The 18216-nt window shown below is 59.3% G+C and carries 17 protein-coding genes and 2 riboswitches; of the genes, 10 read left to right on the forward strand and 7 right to left on the reverse strand.

All coding sequences use genetic code 11. The features are described 5' to 3' along the window. Window positions 1-89: 89 nt before the first annotated feature. Genes OS242_RS15215 through OS242_RS15225 form a run of 3 tightly spaced genes read right to left on the reverse strand, consistent with a single transcriptional unit; the run spans window position 90 to window position 2569 of the window. On the reverse strand, window positions 90-1253 hold the full coding sequence (locus tag OS242_RS15215) for an acetoin utilization protein AcuC (RefSeq protein ID WP_267152550.1): 1164 nt from the start codon (window positions 1251-1253) through the stop codon (window positions 90-92). A gap of 3 nt (window positions 1254-1256) precedes the next feature. After that, on the reverse strand, window positions 1257-1904 hold the full coding sequence (locus OS242_RS15220; RefSeq protein WP_267152551.1) for a CBS and ACT domain-containing protein: 648 nt from the start codon (window positions 1902-1904) through the stop codon (window positions 1257-1259). 32 nt (window positions 1905-1936) lie between these two features. Beyond that, a complete protein-coding gene (locus OS242_RS15225) occupies window positions 1937-2569 on the reverse strand; it encodes a GNAT family protein (protein WP_267152552.1) in 633 nt (210 codons plus the stop codon). Between the two features lie 150 nt (window positions 2570-2719). On the opposite strand from OS242_RS15225, the gene acsA reads away from it, so the two are divergent. After that, complete coding sequence (acsA, locus tag OS242_RS15230; RefSeq protein WP_267152553.1) at window positions 2720-4444, forward strand: acetate--CoA ligase; 1725 nt, start codon at window positions 2720-2722, stop codon at window positions 4442-4444. Between the two features lie 67 nt (window positions 4445-4511). Here acsA and OS242_RS15235 read toward each other — a convergent pair whose 3' ends face one another. Together OS242_RS15235 and OS242_RS15240 are read right to left on the reverse strand one after the other, a co-directional pair. Further along, entirely contained in the window at window positions 4512-6611 is a 2100-nt protein-coding gene (locus OS242_RS15235; RefSeq protein WP_267152554.1) for an ABC transporter substrate-binding protein, read from the reverse strand. A 105-nt stretch (window positions 6612-6716) separates the two neighbouring features. Further along, window positions 6717-7301 (reverse strand): class I SAM-dependent methyltransferase, encoded by a 585-nt coding sequence (locus OS242_RS15240; protein ID WP_267152555.1) that lies wholly within the window; start codon window positions 7299-7301, stop codon window positions 6717-6719. Window positions 7302-7483: 182 nt separating this feature from the next. Between OS242_RS15240 and OS242_RS15245 the strand changes: the two genes are divergently transcribed. Then, entirely contained in the window at window positions 7484-8155 is a 672-nt protein-coding gene (locus OS242_RS15245; protein WP_267152556.1) for a PspA/IM30 family protein, read from the forward strand. A gap of 147 nt (window positions 8156-8302) precedes the next feature. Here OS242_RS15245 and OS242_RS15250 read toward each other — a convergent pair whose 3' ends face one another. Continuing rightward, on the reverse strand, window positions 8303-8554 hold the full coding sequence (locus tag OS242_RS15250; protein WP_267152557.1) for a hypothetical protein: 252 nt from the start codon (window positions 8552-8554) through the stop codon (window positions 8303-8305). 114 nt (window positions 8555-8668) lie between these two features. Here OS242_RS15250 and OS242_RS15255 point away from each other — a divergent pair, with 114 nt between their 5' ends. The 4 genes from OS242_RS15255 to OS242_RS15270 are packed head-to-tail and all read left to right on the forward strand — an operon-like array spanning window position 8669 to window position 13022. After that, complete coding sequence (locus tag OS242_RS15255; RefSeq protein ID WP_407702118.1) at window positions 8669-10144, forward strand: spore germination protein; 1476 nt, start codon at window positions 8669-8671, stop codon at window positions 10142-10144. Between the two features lie 25 nt (window positions 10145-10169). After that, complete coding sequence (locus tag OS242_RS15260) at window positions 10170-11414, forward strand: aspartate aminotransferase family protein (RefSeq protein ID WP_267152559.1); 1245 nt, start codon at window positions 10170-10172, stop codon at window positions 11412-11414. A gap of 23 nt (window positions 11415-11437) precedes the next feature. Beyond that, complete coding sequence (locus OS242_RS15265; protein WP_267152703.1) at window positions 11438-11893, forward strand: type II toxin-antitoxin system RatA family toxin; 456 nt, start codon at window positions 11438-11440, stop codon at window positions 11891-11893. Further along, on the forward strand, window positions 11886-13022 hold the full coding sequence (locus OS242_RS15270; protein WP_267152560.1) for a shikimate dehydrogenase: 1137 nt from the start codon (window positions 11886-11888) through the stop codon (window positions 13020-13022). Before OS242_RS15265 ends, OS242_RS15270 begins: the two co-directional genes overlap by 8 nt. 57 nt (window positions 13023-13079) lie before the next feature. Here the strand turns inward: OS242_RS15270 and OS242_RS15275 are convergent, their stop codons facing one another. Beyond that, window positions 13080-13502: an Hsp20/alpha crystallin family protein gene (locus OS242_RS15275; protein WP_267152561.1), complete on the reverse strand. Its 423-nt coding sequence runs from the start codon at window positions 13500-13502 to the stop codon at window positions 13080-13082. An 87-nt stretch (window positions 13503-13589) separates the two neighbouring features. Between OS242_RS15275 and trxA the strand changes: the two genes are divergently transcribed. From trxA to OS242_RS15295, 4 genes are all read left to right on the forward strand, one after another. Further along, complete coding sequence (gene trxA / locus OS242_RS15280; protein ID WP_267152562.1) at window positions 13590-13904, forward strand: thioredoxin; 315 nt, start codon at window positions 13590-13592, stop codon at window positions 13902-13904. Between the two features lie 60 nt (window positions 13905-13964). After that, window positions 13965-14375 (forward strand): heme oxygenase-like domain-containing protein, encoded by a 411-nt coding sequence (locus OS242_RS15285; protein ID WP_267152563.1) that lies wholly within the window; start codon window positions 13965-13967, stop codon window positions 14373-14375. Window positions 14376-14486: 111 nt separating this feature from the next. Beyond that, the gene (gene uvrC, locus OS242_RS15290; RefSeq protein ID WP_267152564.1) at window positions 14487-16283 is read left to right on the forward strand and encodes an excinuclease ABC subunit UvrC; all 1797 of its coding nucleotides are present in this window, start codon (window positions 14487-14489) and stop codon (window positions 16281-16283) included. 79 nt (window positions 16284-16362) lie between these two features. Further along, window positions 16363-16550, forward strand: a riboswitch (Lysine riboswitch). A 127-nt stretch (window positions 16551-16677) separates the two neighbouring features. Beyond that, on the forward strand, window positions 16678-17928 hold the full coding sequence (locus tag OS242_RS15295) for an aspartate kinase (RefSeq protein ID WP_267152565.1): 1251 nt from the start codon (window positions 16678-16680) through the stop codon (window positions 17926-17928). Window positions 17929-18022: 94 nt separating this feature from the next. Continuing rightward, window positions 18023-18158: riboswitch (SAM riboswitch) on the forward strand. Window positions 18159-18216 lie beyond the last annotated feature (58 nt).

Consider the following 18216-nt stretch of genomic DNA (forward strand, 5'->3'; position numbering starts at 1 on the left):
AAAAGTCAGAAAAGTACATCATTCATTTCGAGGCCTGTGAAACGTTTTCCTGCAAAAAAAGAACCATCTGAAAATTTTTCAGATGGCTTTTACAAAAACGGTGTGCCGTTCAACACGCGGCGCACGGTGATTTGGTTTTTTTCTTCGATCTCGGCACGGCGCGGGATCGGCTCGAACAGATTCGGCGGATCGACGAACTGCGTCGGCAGCGGGTCGGGCGCATCGCCTTGCCAGCGGGCGATCCACTCCGGGGGCAGTGCTTCCGGCAATGGTCGGCCGAGCATCTCCGCCCAGAGCATCGTCCAGGCGCGGGGCACGACGCGCCAGATGTCGTAGCCGCCGCCGCCGACCGCCACATAGCGGCCGCCGCAGAGTTTGTGCGCGAGGCGGTGCGTCAGGCGCGGCATCTCGCGGTAGATGCGCGTGGTCGCACAGAGGTGGGTCAGCGGGTCGTAGCGGTGCGCGTCGCAGCCGTTCTGATGGATGATCAGGTCGGGGGCGAACGCGTCCAGCACCGGTTCGAGGATCGCGGTCAAGCTCTCCATCCACGACTCGTCCTCCGTAAACGCTTCCAAAGGCACGTTGAGCGAGTAGCCGTAGCCGCGCCCTTCGCCGCGTTCGGTGATCTCGCCGGTGCCGGGATAGAGGTATTTGCCCGTCTCGTGAAAAGAGATCGTCAGCACGTCCGGGTCTTCGTAAAACATCCACTGCACGCCGTCGCCGTGGTGGGCGTCGGTGTCGATGTAGGCGATCCGCGCCCCTGCGTACTTTTTCTTGACGTGGGCGATGGCGACTGCGATGTCGTTGTACACGCAAAATCCGGACGCCTGTGCCCGGTGCGCGTGGTGCAGGCCGCCGGCGAGATTGATCGCATGGTCGGCCTTGCCCGACATTACCAGTTCGGCCGCCTGCACGGTACCGCCGGCGACGAGTGCGGAGGCGTCGTGCATGCCGGGAAAGATCGGCGTGTCCTCTGTGCCGAGCCCCCACGGGGCATAGGAGTCCGGGTCGGCGTCCGGCAACGAGGCACGCTGCACCGCGTCCAAATAGCGCGAGTCGTGGACGGCGAGCAGTTGCTCCATCGTGGCGGGCACCGGCTCGATCAGCGGGACGCCGTCGAGCAGGCGCAAGGTGTGGATCAGGTCGAGCGTCATCTCCAGCCGCTTCGGGTTGAACGGATGATCTTCCGTAAATTTATAGCGGGTAAACGCGTCGCTGTAGACAAACGCGACTTTATCCTCTGCATGCCTCACAGGCTACACCTCGCCTTGCGAAGACGCGCACGGATGGTGGATGACGGTGTACCCGGCGTTTTCAATGTCTTGCAGGAAGCGGCGCGGGTCCATCGTGCGAACGCGGAAGACGATCCGCTTGCAGCCTGCGACCGGGCTTGGGAACACCATCACCGTCGAGGTGTTCATCCGGCGGGCGCGCAGCAGGTCGGCGATGTCGGCGAGCATGCCGGGGCGGTCGGGCACTTCGATCTCGACGCGCGAGGTGGGGGCGTTGACGCCCATCATCTCGACCAGCGTATGCAGGATGTCACGCTCCGAGATGATGCCGACGAGACGGCCTTGCGAGACGACGGGCAGACAGCCGATGCGGTGACGGTGCATCTGAGCGGCCGCGTCCTCGACAAAGTCCAGCCGGTGGCAGGTGTGCACGTCCTTGACCATGATCTTGTCCACCAGCGTCTCTCGCAGCAGTTGGTCATCGCACGACTCCAGCGTCGAAGGCTTGGCGTCGCGCAGGTCGCGGTCGGAGACAAGGCCGACGAGATAGCCGTCCCGGACGACCGGCATGTGACGCACGCGGTGCGCTTTGGAGATGTCGAGCGCGTCTTGCACCGACATCGACTGTGTCAGCGTGACGACGTTCTCGGTCATGATCGATTCTACGAGCATGTGGAGGTCCTCCTTTGTTTCTGGAACTGCCTCTAGAACAGGTGGCGCGTCTTAAAGCGCACCCGGTTAAATCGCTCGACCGAGTCCATGCCGACCCGCGTGCCGATGCGCGCCATCAGCATGTTGGCCGGATGGCTGTTGATCTCCGGGTCGTCGGTGGCGTACGTTTCCATGCCGACGGAGCCCATCACTTTTTTCATCACTTCTTTGTATTCCCAAACAGACAGGCCGGTGCTGTCCAGATCCCAGTGCCAGTAGTACTCGGTGGAGATGACGATATAGTCGTTCATCGCGTCGTCGAGGAAGGAGACTTGCAGCAGCGATTTGGCCACGCTGCCGCCGCGATAGGGAGCGGCGACCTCGATGGCGCCAAGCTCGATCAGATCTTCCATCTGAGCCTCGGCCCAGCGTTCCATCGGGTCGGGGTAGAGATAGGTGACATAGCCGACGATCAGGTCGCCGACGCGGGCGACGATGATGCGTCCTTCAGGCAGCCCGGCGATGCCGATCAACGCCTGTTGTTGCTTTTCCGGTTGGCGAAACGCCTTCAAGCCTTGATGAAACTCGCAGGCAGCCAAACGCTCCGGAGCGAACGGCCCTTCGATGGTCACGTCGCCTGCGGGCGTTGTGATCGTCTTGGTATAAAAAGTTTTCGGATGTTCCAAATGCGGCTCACCTCCGAGCGGACTGAATCCATTATATCCTAAATTTTAACGATTTTGCCCCCCACTGCGTTGTGGAGTTTGACAGAACTATGATACAATGTTTTAGAATATTATGAAAAGCGGTAAGGCGAGCAAAGGAGGTAGTAAGGGATGACTGAAAAAGCAACAGAACTCGTAGGCGTGCAAGCCGCCGAATTCAATCTTAAAAATTATGACGAAGCGTATGCAAATTTTGACTGGAAAGAAGCGGAGACCTATTTCTCCTGGCACAAAACCGGTCAGGTCAATGCGGCCTATGAAGCGATTGACCGACATGTTGACGAAGGTCGCGGCGAGCAGGTCGCACTCCGATACAGTGACGCCACCCGTGAAGAATCGTATACATTTGCGCAACTGAAAGCGCTCTCCAATAAATTTGGCAACGTCCTCCGCCAGTACGGCGTGAAAAAAGGCGACCGCGTCTTTATCTTCATGCCGCGCTCCCCGGAGCTGTATGCGGCGTTCCTTGGCGCGGTCAAGATCGGCGCCATCGTCGGCCCGCTGTTTGAAGCATTTATGGAAGGGGCTGTCCGCGACCGTCTGGAAGACTCCGGCGCTGTCGCCATCGTCACGACGCCAAAGCTCAAAGAGCGCGTGCCGGCCGGCGACCTGCCGGAGCTGAAGCACGTGTTCCTCGTCGGCGCGGAAGGCGAGCTGTCAGACAAAGAGATCGACTTTGACAAAGAGATGGCAGCAGCGAGCGACGCGCTCGACATCGAGTGGGTCGACCGGGAAGACGGCCTCGTCCTGCACTACACGTCCGGCTCCACCGGCAAGCCGAAGGGCGTGCTGCACGTTCACAACGCGATGATCCAGCACTACATGACCGCGCTGTGGATTCTCGACCTGCGCGCGGGCGACATCTTCTGGTGCACCGCCGACCCGGGCTGGGTCACCGGCACCGCATACGGCATCTGGGGTCCGTGGCTGCACGGCGCGACCTCGGTCATTCGCGGCGGCCGTTTCACCCCGGACGACTGGTACGCGACGCTGGAAAAATTCAAAGTCACCGTGTGGTACTCCGCGCCGACCGCTTTCCGCATGCTGATGGGCGCGGGCGACGACCTTGTGAAAAAATACGACATCTCCTCTGTCCGCCATATCCTCTCCGTCGGCGAGCCGCTCAACGCGGAAGTCGTGCGCTGGGGTCTGAAAGTGTACGGGCAGCGCATCCATGACAACTGGTGGATGACGGAGACCGGCGGACAGATGATCTCCAACTATCCGTCGATGCCGATCAAGCCGGGCTCGATGGGTAAGCCGTTCCCGGGCATCTATGCGGCGATCGTCGACAACGAAGGCAACGAAGTGCCGCCGAACACGATGGGCAACCTGGCGATCCGCGCTCCGTGGCCGTCGATGATGCGCAAGATCTGGAACAACCCGGCCAAGTTTGAAGAGTATTTCGGCCTCAAGCCGTGGTATATCTCCGGCGACTCGGCGTACAAAGACGAAGACGGCTACTTCTGGTTCCAAGGCCGCATCGACGATGTGATCAACACGTCCGGCGAGCGCGTCGGTCCGTTTGAAGTCGAGTCCAAACTGGTCGAGCATCCGGCCGTTGCGGAGGCGGGCGTCATCGGCAAGCCCGACCCGTTGCGCGGTGAGATCATCAAGGCGTTCGTCGCGCTGCGTGAAGGCTATCAGCCGTCTGACGAGCTGATCGAGGAGATCCGCGATTTCGTGAAGAAGGGCCTCGCTGCCCACGCTGCACCCCGCGAGATCGAGTTCCGCGACAAACTGCCGAAGACCCGCTCCGGCAAGATCATGCGCCGCGTGCTCAAATCGTGGGAACTGGGCCTGCCGACCGGCGACCTGTCCACGATGGAAGACTAGTCTTTCCAACATCCCAGAACATCAAGAAGCATCCCGCCTGCGAAGGCCGGGATGCTTTCTTTTTTTGTCAGCGTTGAGCAGGGCCGAGCTCATAGCCGCCCGCCACGTTCAGGTCGAGGAAGGCGCGGTAGACGACCGTCGCCGCATCGGCGCGCATGGCGGTGGCGTTCGGATGGAAGGAGCCGTCCGGATAGCCGGTGATCGCGCCTGCGCTGCGCACAGCGCGGATCGCTTCTTTCGCCCAGTGTTCGCCGGTGTCGGTGAAGTGTGGCGTGCTGCCGGAGACCGAGTAGCGGTAGGCGTTGTTTAAAATCGTCGCCATCTCGGCGCGGGTGATCGGCGCGTTGGGACGGAACACCCAGTTGCCGCTCACATCGCGGCTTCCTTGCACCAACCGGTGGGCGACGGCCGTTTCGACATAGGGCGCATACCACGCGTTGCCGTCCACGTCGGTAAACTGCGTGTCGGCCTGTTGCGCGGGCAGGCCGACCGATTTGATGATCATCTTCAGGAACTGCGCACGCGTGACGTTGGCTCCGGGGGCAAACATTTCGCTGCCGACCCCGCCGACCACGTCGCGGTTGAGCAGTTTTTCAACCGGTGTTTGCGCATAGGTCGGGATCTGATACGCGTCGTTGAAGGCATGGACCGTCTGCGCCGGCCGTGCGTATTCCTTCGACGTTTTCAGATCCCATGTGTTGCTCCACTCGGCGACGGCGAGGTCGACATACGGTTGCAAGGCCGTGAAATAGTCAAAGGAATACAGCGGGATCACGGCCGCCTCGTCGAGCAACAAACGCTCCGCATCGGCCAGTTTGACCATGCGCAGCCCCTGATCCCGAGTCGTGTCGGCGTCTTTCATCAAGACGGTGAACAGCGGATTTTGGTCATAGCCCCGCTGTGGATAGCCCTGTTCATCGGTGCGGAACAGGTTCAGGTAGTTGGACGGGTCGTTGAAGTCGGGACTCCAGACCAACACGCTCAGTTCCGATTCGCCCGATGCGATCCGCTGGTAGATCTCGTCAAAGCTGCGGTCGACCACTTGGACGTCGATGCCGAGTTTGTCTTTCCAAAGTGCGGTCAGGTACTGGTACGACTCGGCCCGCTCTGTGTCGACGGTGAGTGTCGGCAGGGCGGACAGGCCGAGCTCCGAGAGCCCGACGGCCAGCTCCGATCTGGCTTGTTCGAGGTCGTAGCGGTTGGGCGTCTGATGCTCCAGACGGAACTCGTTGTTTGTGCCGTAGATGCCGCGCGGGATCAGTCCGTGCATCGCTTGGTCGCCGTAGATGTCCTGATCGAAGGACAGCATCAGCGCACGGCGGATGTGCTTGTTGGCGAGCGGTCCGGTCTTGGTCTGGAGGTTGAGATACGTGATCCGGGACGACGGGATGTACAGCCAGTCCTCCTGCCCGAGAAACGGCGCGTGCGAGAAGGCGACGGCCGCTTCATCGAGCATCCCGCTCTGGTAATAGAGCGCGGACGATTGTGCATCGAGCGTGCGGTAGATCACGGCGCGTTTGTAGTGGACGTTCGCCGCGTCCCAGTAGCGGGTGTTTTTCGTCAGCACGACATAGTCTTTGGTGTATTCGGTCGCTTGAAACGGACCGCTGTACTGCGTGTGCCCGATGGTGCCGTACAGGTCGCCCTGGGCGGTTGCGTAGCTGCGTTTGATCGGGGTGATCGTGTCGTTGCCGAAGATGCGGATCAGATACTCGCCGGGATGGGCGAACGTCGCCTGCACGGTGCTGTCATCGACGGCGGTCAGTGTTCGGATCTCCAGCGAGCGGACATACTCCGGCGGCTCGGCCGCTTGGAACCGCTCCCACGCGTAGACAAAGTCGTCGGCGATGATCGGCGTGCCGTCGCTGTAGGTCGTGTTGCGCAGGTGGAACGTGTAGGTCAGCCCGTCGGCCGACACGTCGTAACTGGCGGCGAGGCCCGGCATCACGCCGCCCGCTTTGTCATGAGGATTTTTTCGCATCAGCCCTTCCTGCGTGTTGTGCGTCAAAAAGTTGAGTGAGCCGGGCGTGAGCGGCAAAGAGCCGGACATCGTCAGACGGATCGTGTCCTGCTCCCCTTGGGCAAATGCCAAAGGGGGCGTTTGCAGAGTCTGAAAACAGAAGATGAGGGCAAGAAAGAGTGCAAGCCTTGATATCATGCGATTCATGAGTGAGCTCCTTTGCGAGTCATTTCCTGTGAATTAATGTGTCCCTTGAACAAAAATGGATGCAACAAAAAAGGCCCGGTGCTGGCACCGAACCCAAAAAGCGGGCTATGCTTTTTTTTGCATCAGACCTTCGTACAGCGCTTTCGATTTCCGATAGCGCTCGACCACTTTTTCCTCCAGCACGAGTTCTTCCCAGTCTGAGGCCGGAAACAGTCCGCGACAGGAATCTTCAGTAAAATAGCGGCGGCGGATGCCGTCTTGGACAAAGAAGTGTTGTTCCAAAAGATCTCCTTGTCCCGAGCCAAAGCTGTGATCGGACGTCGAGTTGACCCGAAACAGCAACAGGCCTTTCGGGCGGAGCAGCCGTTTGATCTCGTCGACGATCTCGCGCGTGGTCCGCTCATCAAAATAATGCAACGAGAGACTGGCCAGCACCAAGTCAAACGCATCGCTTGAAAAAGGGAACGGGTCGCGCGTGTTGTGCAGCAGCAGTTTGACAGCCGGAAGCCGCTCGCGGACGATGGAAAGCGCATTCATCGAAAAGTCGGTCGCCGTCACGTCAAATCCTTCCGCGGCCAAACATTCCGTATCAAATCCCGCCCCGCAGCCAATCTCTAATACGTGATGCACCATTTGACCGCGCAGCAACGGCAGGTACGGAGTCAGCCATTCTTGATCGGGAGCTGTCACTCGGAGCCCCTCCTGCCGCACGGTTTCAAACAATTCGTTCCAGAAAGCCAGATCAGCAGACATACCCTATCAACCCCATTCCCTACAAAAAGAAGTTCGAGACGAATCTGCAACCGAATCGGCGACCACTCGTATACAAAGGTACGAAAGGGTCGCTGACCCCACTTGAGGAGGTAGAGACAATGGCTCTGTTTAAACGACTTCGCGATCTCACCATGTCCAACATCAATGCGATGCTCGACAAGGCGGAAGACCCGGTCAAAATGCTCGATCAATATCTGCGCGACATGGAGCAAGACATCCAAGACGCAGAGGTGGCGGTCGCCAAGCAGATCGCAATTGAAAAGAAGCTCAAACAACAGGTCGAAGAGGCGCAAGACCTCGTCGGCAAGCGGGAAGCACAAGCGATCCAAGCGCTGGAAGCGGGCAACGAAGACCTCGCGCGCCGCGCTCTGGTCGACAAGCGGGCCGTGGCGGAAAAAGCGGCCGACTACCAAGCCCAATATGAATCGGCCAAAGCATCGGCCGACAACCTGCGCGAACGCCTCGGTGAAATGAAGGATCAGTTTGGCCAGATGCGCAACAAGCGCGACACCCTCAAGGCGCGGGCGGAAGCGGCGAAGGCACAAAAGCAGATCAACCGAGCGATGACCGGATTTGGCGTCGACAACGCGGCGAAAGGCTTCCAGCGCATGGAGGACAAGGTGTTGCAACTCGAAGCGGAAGCGGAAGCATCCAATGAGATCCACGGCGGTTCCCGTTCGCTCGATGATGAGTTTAAGCAACTCCAAAAAAACAACACTTCGGCTGTCGACGCGGAATTGGAAGCGTTGAAAGCCAAACTCAATAAATAAAGCCCGATTACACGGCGGGTTTTAATAGATCCTCATAGGTGACTATGGGGATTTTACATTTGTCAGCATTTTCTTACTTGCTTACCTACTAGTTTATACAAATTTTCAAAAAAGAAAAAGCCCTGCGCGCACGCGGGGCTTTTTTTCTTACAGATCGGGGAGGTCAGCGTTTGGGGGATGGGCCAGTTTGTCGCTGAACGCCGGATTTTCGTCGAAGAAGCGGTGGTTGGTCTGTTGACCCGGCTCCCACGGCGAGGATTTGCCGAGCGGCTGGTCCAGAAAGACCGACGCCCCGTAGGGACCTTCCGGAAACTCTTCCGGGACGAGCGTGTTGTGGATCGATTGCACATACTCCAGTTCGCGATTGACGAACGGACGTTTTTTCGGCGTATCGGCCATTTTGGAAGACACCTCCTCAATCTCGTCCCTAACATGCCCATGTTTGAAGGGCGGCATCCGTTGCGCATACTGGTGGAGGATGGGACTTATACCAAGCTTTGCAGGAGGTGGTCGTTGGTGCCGGAAGCGGTAAAGGCGGAGAAGCAACGGTTGTCCTCTCGCCTGCGCGACAACATCGAGAGACTGAACGGGGATCTGGGTGTTAAGAAGAGCTTTGACATGATCTGCCGGGAACTTCATTACGGCGGCAAAGATCTCGCCCTGTATTTCATCGACGGATTTGCCAAAGACGACATCATGAATCGGATCATGGAACATCTGGCGGCTCTTGGCGACCAAGAGCTGACGGGCGATGTGCTGAAAAAGATGCTGGAGACGGAGATCGGCTATCTGGAGGTCGAACGGGTCGACAATCTGGACGATCTGAAAGCGGCCGTGCTGTCCGGGCCGCTGGTCTTTGTGATCGACGGCGAGACGACGGCGATCGCCATCGATGCCCGCACTTATCCGGCGCGGGGACCGGCCGAGCCCGATCTGGAGCGGGTGGTGCGCGGCTCGCGGGACGGTTTTACGGAGACGCTGATCTTCAACACGGCTCTGACCCGTCGCCGTGTCCGCGACCAAGGGCTGCGCATGGAGTACGCACGCGTGGGCAAGCGTTCCAAAACGGACATCTGCATCGCCTACATCGAGGACATTGCCAATCACGACCTCGTGGAACTGATCCGCAACAAGCTGGACGAGATCACCATCGACGGGCTGCCGATGGCGGAGAAAACCATCGAGGAGGTCGTGTTCGGCCACCACTGGAATCCGTATCCGCTGGTGCGCTATACGGAGCGGCCGGACGTGGCGGCGGTGCATCTGCTGGAAGGGCATGTGCTCGTCTATGTGGACACGTCGCCGAGCGTGATGATCACGCCGACGACCTTCTTCCATCATGTACAGCACGCGGAGGAATTTCGCCAAAAGCCGATCATCGGCGCGTACGTGCGTTGGCTGCGCTTTATCGCCATCCTCTTTTCGATTCTGCTCAGCCCGCTGTGGCTGGCGCAGTCGATGAACCCGGAGTATATGCCGCAGATGTTCCATTTTGCCTTGCCTGATAAATCGCTGGCCTTGGCGCTGGTCTGGCAGTTGTTGATCGCCGAGTTTGGCCTTGGACTGTTGAGGATGGCGGCGGTGCATACGCCGACACCGCTCGGAGCGGCACTCGGCCTCGTGGCGGCGATGATGATCGGGTCGGTGGCGATTGAGGTCGGATTTTTCACCAACGAGGCGGTGCTGTTTACGTCGATCGCGGCAATCGGCACGTTTGCCACACCGAGCTATGAATTGTCGCTGGCCAATCAGTTGGTGCGGCTTGCTCTGATCGCGATCACCGGCATCTTCGGTTTCTGGGGATTTGTCGTCGGCGTGGTGCTGTGGATCGTGTTGCTGGTGCGGACGCATTCGCTGAACACGTCCTATCTCTGGCCGTTGCTGCCGTTTAACGGCAAAGCTTTGCTGCATGTGGTGTTTCGTCCGCCGGCCAATTGGGCGGCTAAGCGGCCTTCGTTTTTGAAGACGCAGGACAAAACGCGACGCTGAGTGACTGCAGGGGAGGCATTTCGAAATGGAACTGTCGGAACGAGTGTTGGAACAATATGAGCGCTATGTCAATCCGGGCATGGCGCGCCTGTTGCGCTTTATGGGTCTGGCGCAGGTGGAGGACGAGGCTCGGGGCAGCCGCGTGCGGGATACGGACGGCAAAACGTATCTCGACTGCATCGGCGGCTACGGCACGTTTTCGCTGGGGCATCGCCATCCGCGCGTCGTGGCGGCTGTCAACGCGCAACTGCAGCGGATGCCGATGAGCAGCAAGCTGCTGTTGAACCAGCCGATGGCCGATCTGGCGCAAAAGTTGGCGGAGATCACGCCGGGTGATCTCCAGTATTCTTTTTTCTGCAACAGCGGGACGGAGGCGGTGGAGGCGGCGTTGAAACTGGCGCGGCTGTCGACCGGTCGCACAAAGGTGATCGCGGCGTTGAATTCGTTTCACGGCAAGACGCTCGGCTCGCTGTCGGCGTCCGGCAAAGACCTGTACCGCGATCCGTTTCTGCCGCTGCTCGACAGGTTTGTGCATGTGCCGTTCGGAGATGCGGAGAGGATCGCCGGGCTGGTCGATGACGACACGGCGGCGGTGATCCTCGAACCGATCCAAGGCGAGGGCGGCATCATCGTGCCGCCGGACGGGTACCTGCGCCGCGTCCGCGAGATCTGCGACGCGAACGGGGCGTTGCTGATCCTCGATGAGGTGCAGACGGGGCTGGGGCGGACGGGGAAAGTGTTCGCCTGTCAGCATGAAGAGGTGGTGCCGGACATCCTCTGCCTCGCCAAGGCACTCGGCGGCGGCGTGATGCCGCTCGGGGCTGTGATCGCGCGTCCGCATCTGTACGCCGCGTATGAAGCGGCGCCGCTCCTGCACACGTCGACGTTCGGCGGCAATCCGCTGGCGTGTGCGGCGGGACTGGCGACGCTGCAGGTGCTGACGGAGGAACGGCTGGACGAGCAGGCCGCGTGGAAGGGTGAGTATCTGCTCGCCAAACTGCACGACTTGCAGACGCGCTATCCGGGCGCGATCCGTGAGGTGCGCGGGCGCGGTCTGATGATCGGTATGGAGTTTGCCACCGATGAACTGGGCGGCCTGATCCTCAGCGAGTGGATCGCGGGCGGCGTGCTGACGGCGTTTGCGTTGAACAACATGAGCGTGACCCGGATCGAGCCGCCGCTGAACATTGAGCGGCATGAGTTGGATCAGATCGTGGACGTGCTGGAGGCGGCGTTGCAGAGCGGGTTGTCGCAGGTGCAGATATCGTAGAAGGGGTGAGTGGATTGCCCAATGTGGAGGTAAGCGAGACGATGCGTGGCGACCGCCATCGCGTCTATGAACTGATCGCCGACATGGAGTCGTATCCGCGCTTCATGCCGTCTTTGCATCGCGTCGAGGTGCTGGAACGCGGTGAAGACTGGACGGTGACGGCGTGGGACACGTCGATCAACGGCATGCGTTTTCGCTGGCAGGAGCGCGATGTGTTTGACCGGGAGAACTGGCGGATCGGGTATTCCCAGGTCGCCGGGGATCTGAAGCGGTTTGAGGGCGAGTGGCGGGTGGAAGAGACGGCAGGGGAGGTCAAGGTGACGCTGGTCGTCGATTTTGACTTTGGCGTGCCGATGCTTCAGGCGTTGCTCAACCCGGTGGCCGCGCTGAAACTGCGCCAGAACGGCGAGTCGATGCTGCGCGCGCTGAAGTCGCGCTGCGAAGGAACGGGCGAAGCGGGGGCGCCGGATCATGGATAGAAAGTACGGCGGAGAGCGAGAAAAGTTTGCGTTTTTGATCCATCCGTTCGACGCGGGGGATGTGACGAGAAAATTTGCGTTTACACGCCGCTGGTCGCCCGATCTGGTCGAGAGTTTTCTCAAGCACGCCCCGCCGATTCTCTGCGAGCACATGACTGGTCTGCGCGGACAAGGGGCGGAGGCGGAGGGCTGGCTGGTCGCGACGCCGCTGACGTCGCGGCAGATGCTCTCGTTGCCGACGTCGACCGTGCTGAAGAAAATCATCGCCGCCGGTCACAAAGCGCAGCGGCACGGGGCGAAGATCCTCGGCCTTGGCGCGCTGACGTCGGTGGTCGGCGATGCCGGGATCACCGTGGCGCGGTCGCTGCGCATCCCGGTGACGACCGGCAACTCGTACACGGTGGCGACGGCGATCCAAGCGACGTACCAAGCGGCGTCGCTGATGGGCATCGACCTGAAAAAAGCCCGCCTTGTCGTGATCGGCGCGACCGGGTCGATCGGCGTGGTCTGTGCCCGGCTGATGGCTCCGTCCGTCGGGCAGGTCACGCTGGTCGCCCGCGATGAAGCGCGGCTGGAGAACACCGCCCATCTGATCTATTCCGAGTCGTCGGTGCTCTGCGACATCGACACCGACCCGCGCCGGGCCGTCCGGCAGGCGGACATCGTGATCGCCGCCTCGGGCAGCGCGGAAGAACTGCTCCAGCCGGAAGACCTCAAGACCGGCTCGGTGGTCTGCGATGTGGCCCGCCCCCGCGACGTGGCCAAGGCGGCCGCCGAACTGCGCGACGATGTGCTGGTGATCGAAGGTGGGCTGGTGCAGGTGCCGGGCGGCTGGCAGGGCGACTTTTCCTTCGGGCTGCCCAAAGGGGTCGTCTATGCCTGCATGGCGGAGACGATGCTGCTGGCTCTCGAACGACGCTTTGAATGCTTTACGCTCGGTCGCTCGATCCAAGTCGAGCAGGTGCGGGAGATCGATCGCCTCGCGCAAAAGCACGGATTTCAACTGGCGTCTTTCCGCAGTTTTGAGCGGCCGTTGTCAAACGACCAGGTGCAAGCGATCAAAAAGCGCGCAGAGCAACAGCTCGCCAAGCAAAAAACGGCAGTCGATGCGAAGCCGATCCTGTTGTAAAAAAGGTCCCTGCCAGGCGATTGGCAGGGACACTTTTTATAACAGGGTGTGCAGGATTCAAATCTGAAAATCGACCTGAATGCGCTGACCTTGGATCTGTGTGTTCTTTTTCATCTTCACGGTCAACAAGCCGTTGCGGTAGCTCGCTTCGACAACCTCCGGGTCGACCGCGACCGGCAAAGGCACACTGCGAGAAAACGGGCCGTAGTATCGCTCCGTGTGAAACAGATGAAGCTCCCCGTCTTCCCACTCGTCCTTGTCCACCTTGCCGCTGATCGTGATCATGTTTTCCTGCACGTGGATATGCAGATCGTCTTGGCTTTTGATGCCCGGCACTTCGGCGGTGACGAGGATGTCGGCGTCCGTCTGGCGCACCTCGACGGGCGGGGTGAGGTGCAGATAGGGCGCGACTTTGTGCAGCAGCGGCACCATCTGGTGATCGTAGAAGTGACGCATCGTTTGCAAGGGTTCGAAATTCATGGCCGTTCCTCCTCTTCTTTCCTGATCTGACGACGGTCGGTGGCAACGGGCGTATTTCGCACATATATAGTATGGGAGGGGATCACGATGGCGATACAGACGGCGACAGACGCCAATTTTAACGAGTTGATCAAATCGGGGACGGTGCTGGTTGATTTTTGGGCGGCGTGGTGCGGCCCCTGCCGGATGCTGGGCCCCGTACTCGAAGACATCGATCAAAAGACGGCCGGACGGCTGAAGATCGTCAAGCTGAACGTCGACAAGCACGGTGACATCGCGGGCCGCTACCGCATCATGAGCCTGCCGACGATGATCTTGTTCAAGGACGGGGTCGAGGCGGAAAAAATCATTGGCTATCAATCCAAAAAGGCGCTGCTGGAATTGATTCAACCTCATCTGTAGGCTGACAAGAATGAAAACAAACTCCCGTCGGTGCATCCGCACTGAAGGGAGTTTTTGGAGATGGAAAAAGTGCAAACTGAGGTCATGGCCTCGTGTCCGGCGGCCGGTCTTGCTGCGTACTTCCTCAAAATGAAAACCAGTGCCCGCACTCCGCTCAAAGCTGTGCCGATCCATGCGCTGTGGGTATCGCCGTCGTCGCGTTGCTCCAACCATTTCTTCATCGAGATGAGTAAGAAACTGGACGAACTGGGCGCAAACGATCCGTATTTCACCGTTCATGTGGAAGCGGACGAGCACCACTCGATCCTCGGTCTCGACCACCTCGAACCGATCACCGACGCGCACTACCAGGAAGTCGTCATCCGCAAAGCGCTGGAGGGAATTTCCCTGTGGGCGTTCATGCTCAACTCCTGGATCGGTGTCAACCGGATGCCGCAATTCGACCTGAACGGCGAACTGATCGCCGAGTAATCGATCCGTACTGCAACGCTCCGGCCCGGAATCATCATCCGATGCGGGGGCGTTTTTTTTGTGCTACAATGGGTCATATCCTTGCTCTTTTTTAGAAAGCGGGTGAGAACGTTGACCCAGAAAGACCAGATCCGGGAGAAACTCAAACTCCTGCCCGACAAGCCGGGCGTCTACCTGATGAAAAATGCAGACGGCGAGATCATCTACGTCGGCAAAGCAAAAGTGCTGAAAAACCGCGTGCGCTCGTATTTTACCGGATCGCATGACGGCAAAACGCAACTTTTGGTCGCCAACATCGCCGATTTTGAATATATCGTCACCAATTCGGTCGTGGAAGCGTTGGTGCTCGAATGCAACATGATCAAAGAGCACAAGCCCCACTACAACATCTCCTTGCGCGATGACAAGCAGTACCCGTACATCAAGATCACGGGCGACGAGCACCCGCGCCTCGAGATCGTGCGCCGCATCCAAAAGGACAAAGGCAAATACTTCGGCCCCTACCCGAACGCGCAGGCGGCCAGCGAGACGAAAAAGCTGCTCGACCGGCTGTATCCGCTGCGCAAATGCAAGACGCTGAAAGACAAGGTGTGCCTGTACTACCACATCGACCAATGCGCCGCTCCCTGCGAATATGAAGTCGCGCCGGAGACGTATCAGGCGATGATCAAAGAGATCACCAAATTTCTTAACGGCGGTCACAACGAGATCGTCAAAAACCTTGAAGAGCAGATGCTCCAAGAGGCGGAACAACTCAACTTTGAACGCGCCAAAGAGCTGCGCGACCAGATTCACAACATCGAACGCGTGATGGAAAAGCAAAAGGTGGCGTTGACCGACACGGTCGACCGCGACATCTTCGGCTATTACGCGGACAAAGGATACATGTGCGTGCAGGTGTTTTACATGCGCGGCGGCAAACTGATCGAGCGCGATCTCGATATTTTTCACCATCACGGCGAGGAGATCGACGATTTCCTGTCGTACGCGGCCCAGTTCTATTTTGACAATCCGGACGTGCCCAAAGAAGTGCTGATCCCCCGCGAAGGGGAAGGCACCGAGGTGCTGGAGGAGTGGCTGGCGTCGCAGAAGAGAGGCGTCAAACTGATCTTCCCGCACCGGGGACCGAAAAAGCAGCTCGTCGACATGGCGAACGAAAACGCCCGCATCGCGCTGGAGGAGCGCTTCCGGCTGATGGAGCGCGATGAGACGCGCACGCTGGGCGCGATCGAACAGCTCGGCGCCGTGCTCGGCATCCCGGCCCCGCGCCGCATCGAGGCGTTCGACAACTCGAACATTCAAGGCGTGGACGCGGTGGCGGCGATGGTCGTCTTTGAAGACGGCAAGCCGAACAAAAAGGAATACCGCAAATACAAGATCAAGACGGTGGAAGGCCCGGACGACTATGCGTCGATGCGCGAAGTGGTGCGCCGCCGCTACACCCGGATGCTCAAAGAGGGGACGGCGATGCCCGACCTCGTCGTCGTCGACGGCGGCAAGGGGCATATCAACGCGGTGATCGACGTGATGGAAAACGAACTGTCGCTCGACATTCCGATCTGCGGTCTCGCCAAAGATGACCGCCACCGCACGTCGCAGTTGTTCCTCGGCGACGATCCGGTCCCGATCCCCATCGAGCGCACGTCGCAGGCGTTCTATCTGCTCACCCGCGTGCAGGAGGAAGTCCATCGTTTTGCGATCACCTTCCACCGCCAGACGCACGGCAAGCAGGCGTTCAAATCGATCCTCGACGACATCCCCGGCGTGGGCGAAAAGCGGCGTAAGATGCTGCTCAAACACTTCGGCTCCATCGATGCGATGAAAGAAGCGGGCGTTGAAGAGTACCGCAAAGTCGGCATCGGCGATAAATTGGCCCGGGAGATCCTGGCTTTTTTGAAGCAGGCTTGACGAAGCGGCGAATTCAAGCTATACTGACTCCAATCTTTCAAATTAATAAAATGTTGTTACAAAAACTCATCTCTTAATCGAGGTGAGACGAGGCGCGACACATCATCAGTACTGCCACGGAGAGCCCGGAGCTTGACGATCTGGCGGAAAAGGGATGTTCGCCGAAGTCTGGATCACACCGGGTGATATCAGGCTGGGTCTGCATCGAACAGGTGCAGGACTGTCACAGCAGGAGCCCCATTCCTGTTGTGGAGAACTTCTCACGCCGGGGAAAGAGAGAGGGTTTATCACGCGACTGCAAACAGCCGTGAGAGGGAAACCTTTCATAGGCTGTTTTTTATTTTCGCGGCCCTTCTCATCCGGTATAAACCAGACATGATGGGAGTGGAAGAACGTGGCATTGATTGTCCAAAAATTCGGCGGCTCTTCGGTCGCCAACGTCGAACGTATTCGCCGCGTCGCAAAGCGTGTCTGTGACACGGTGGCAGCAGGCAATCAGGTGGTCGTGGTCGTCTCCGCGATGGGTGACACCACCGACGATCTGATCGAACTGGCTCGTCAGTTGGCTCCCAATCCGACCGCCCGCGAGATGGATATGCTGGTCACGACCGGCGAACAGGTGTCGATCGCGCTGCTGGCGATGGCGATTCAGGCCCAAGGCGTGCCGAGCATCTCTTTCACCGGCGGTCTCGCGGGCATCCGCACCGAGCCGATTCACGGCAAAGCGCGGATCACCGACATCGACCCGCGCCGGATCTGCGCCGAGCTGGCGGACGGCAAAGTGGTGATCGTCGCCGGGTTCCAAGGTGCGAGCGACGACGGGTCGATCACGACGCTCGGACGGGGCGGTTCCGACACGACGGCGGTCGCGCTGGCGGCTGCGCTCAAGGCGGACGTCTGCGAGATCTTCACCGATGTCGACGGCGTGTACACCACCGATCCGCGCGTGGTCAAAGCGGCGCAAAAAATCGAAAGCATCTCCTACAACGAGATGCTCGAACTGGCCAATCTGGGCGCCGGCGTGCTGCACCCCCGCGCTGTTGAATTTGCCAAGCAGTACAATGTCACGTTGATGGTGCGCTCCAGTTTCAACCTGAACACCGGAACTCTCGTCGAGGAGGAAGCCAAGATGGAACAAGGAAGAATCGTGCGCGGGATCGCGCATGACACGAACGTAGTCAAAGTCGCGCTGGTCGGGGTCAAGAGCCGGATCGGCAATCTGCACCGCATCTTCCAACAGCTCGCGGAGCAATCGGTCAACGTCGACATCATCGTCACGTCTGTCGTGCATGACGAGTGCTCCGACATCTCCTTCACCGTCACCGAGGATGACTGTGAAACGGCGATCAAAGTGTTGGAAGGGATTGTCGCCGATTTTGGCAACCCGGACATCGCCGTGGAAGACAACCTGGCGAAAGTGTCGATCGTCGGCGCAGGCATGATCTCCAACCCCGGCGTAGCTGCGCAGATGTTCGGCGCGCTGGCCGATGCGGGCATCTCGATCAAGATGGTCTCCACCTCGGAGATCAAAGTCTCCTGCGTCGTCGACCGCGAGCAGGCCCACCGCGCGGTGCAAGTGCTACACAGCGAGTTTGGTCTCGATGCGGTGGAAGAAGCGATTGTGGCCGGTCTGAACGGCGAGTAAACGGCAAAGCAGATCGGCTCTTGACAGAGCAAATTTTGCCATGATATGATTCCTCTCAAGGATTTCAACTGAATATGTCATGCAATGACAACAACTCTTATCAAGAGTGGCGGAGGGACTGGCCCGATGAAGCCCGGCAACCTCGTTTGCTTTGTGAATCCACACGGATTCCGCAGCAAGCGAAGAGGTGCTAATTCCAGCAGACTTGTATTTGGTCTGGAAGATAAGAGGCGGACACCTTTGATATGTTGTGCCCCCTCTTTCATGTATGTGAAAGTGGGGGCTTTT

This window comes from Tumebacillus lacus, assembly GCF_026410385.1.
Classification (GTDB): Bacteria; Bacillota; Bacilli; order Tumebacillales; family Tumebacillaceae; genus Tumebacillus; species Tumebacillus lacus.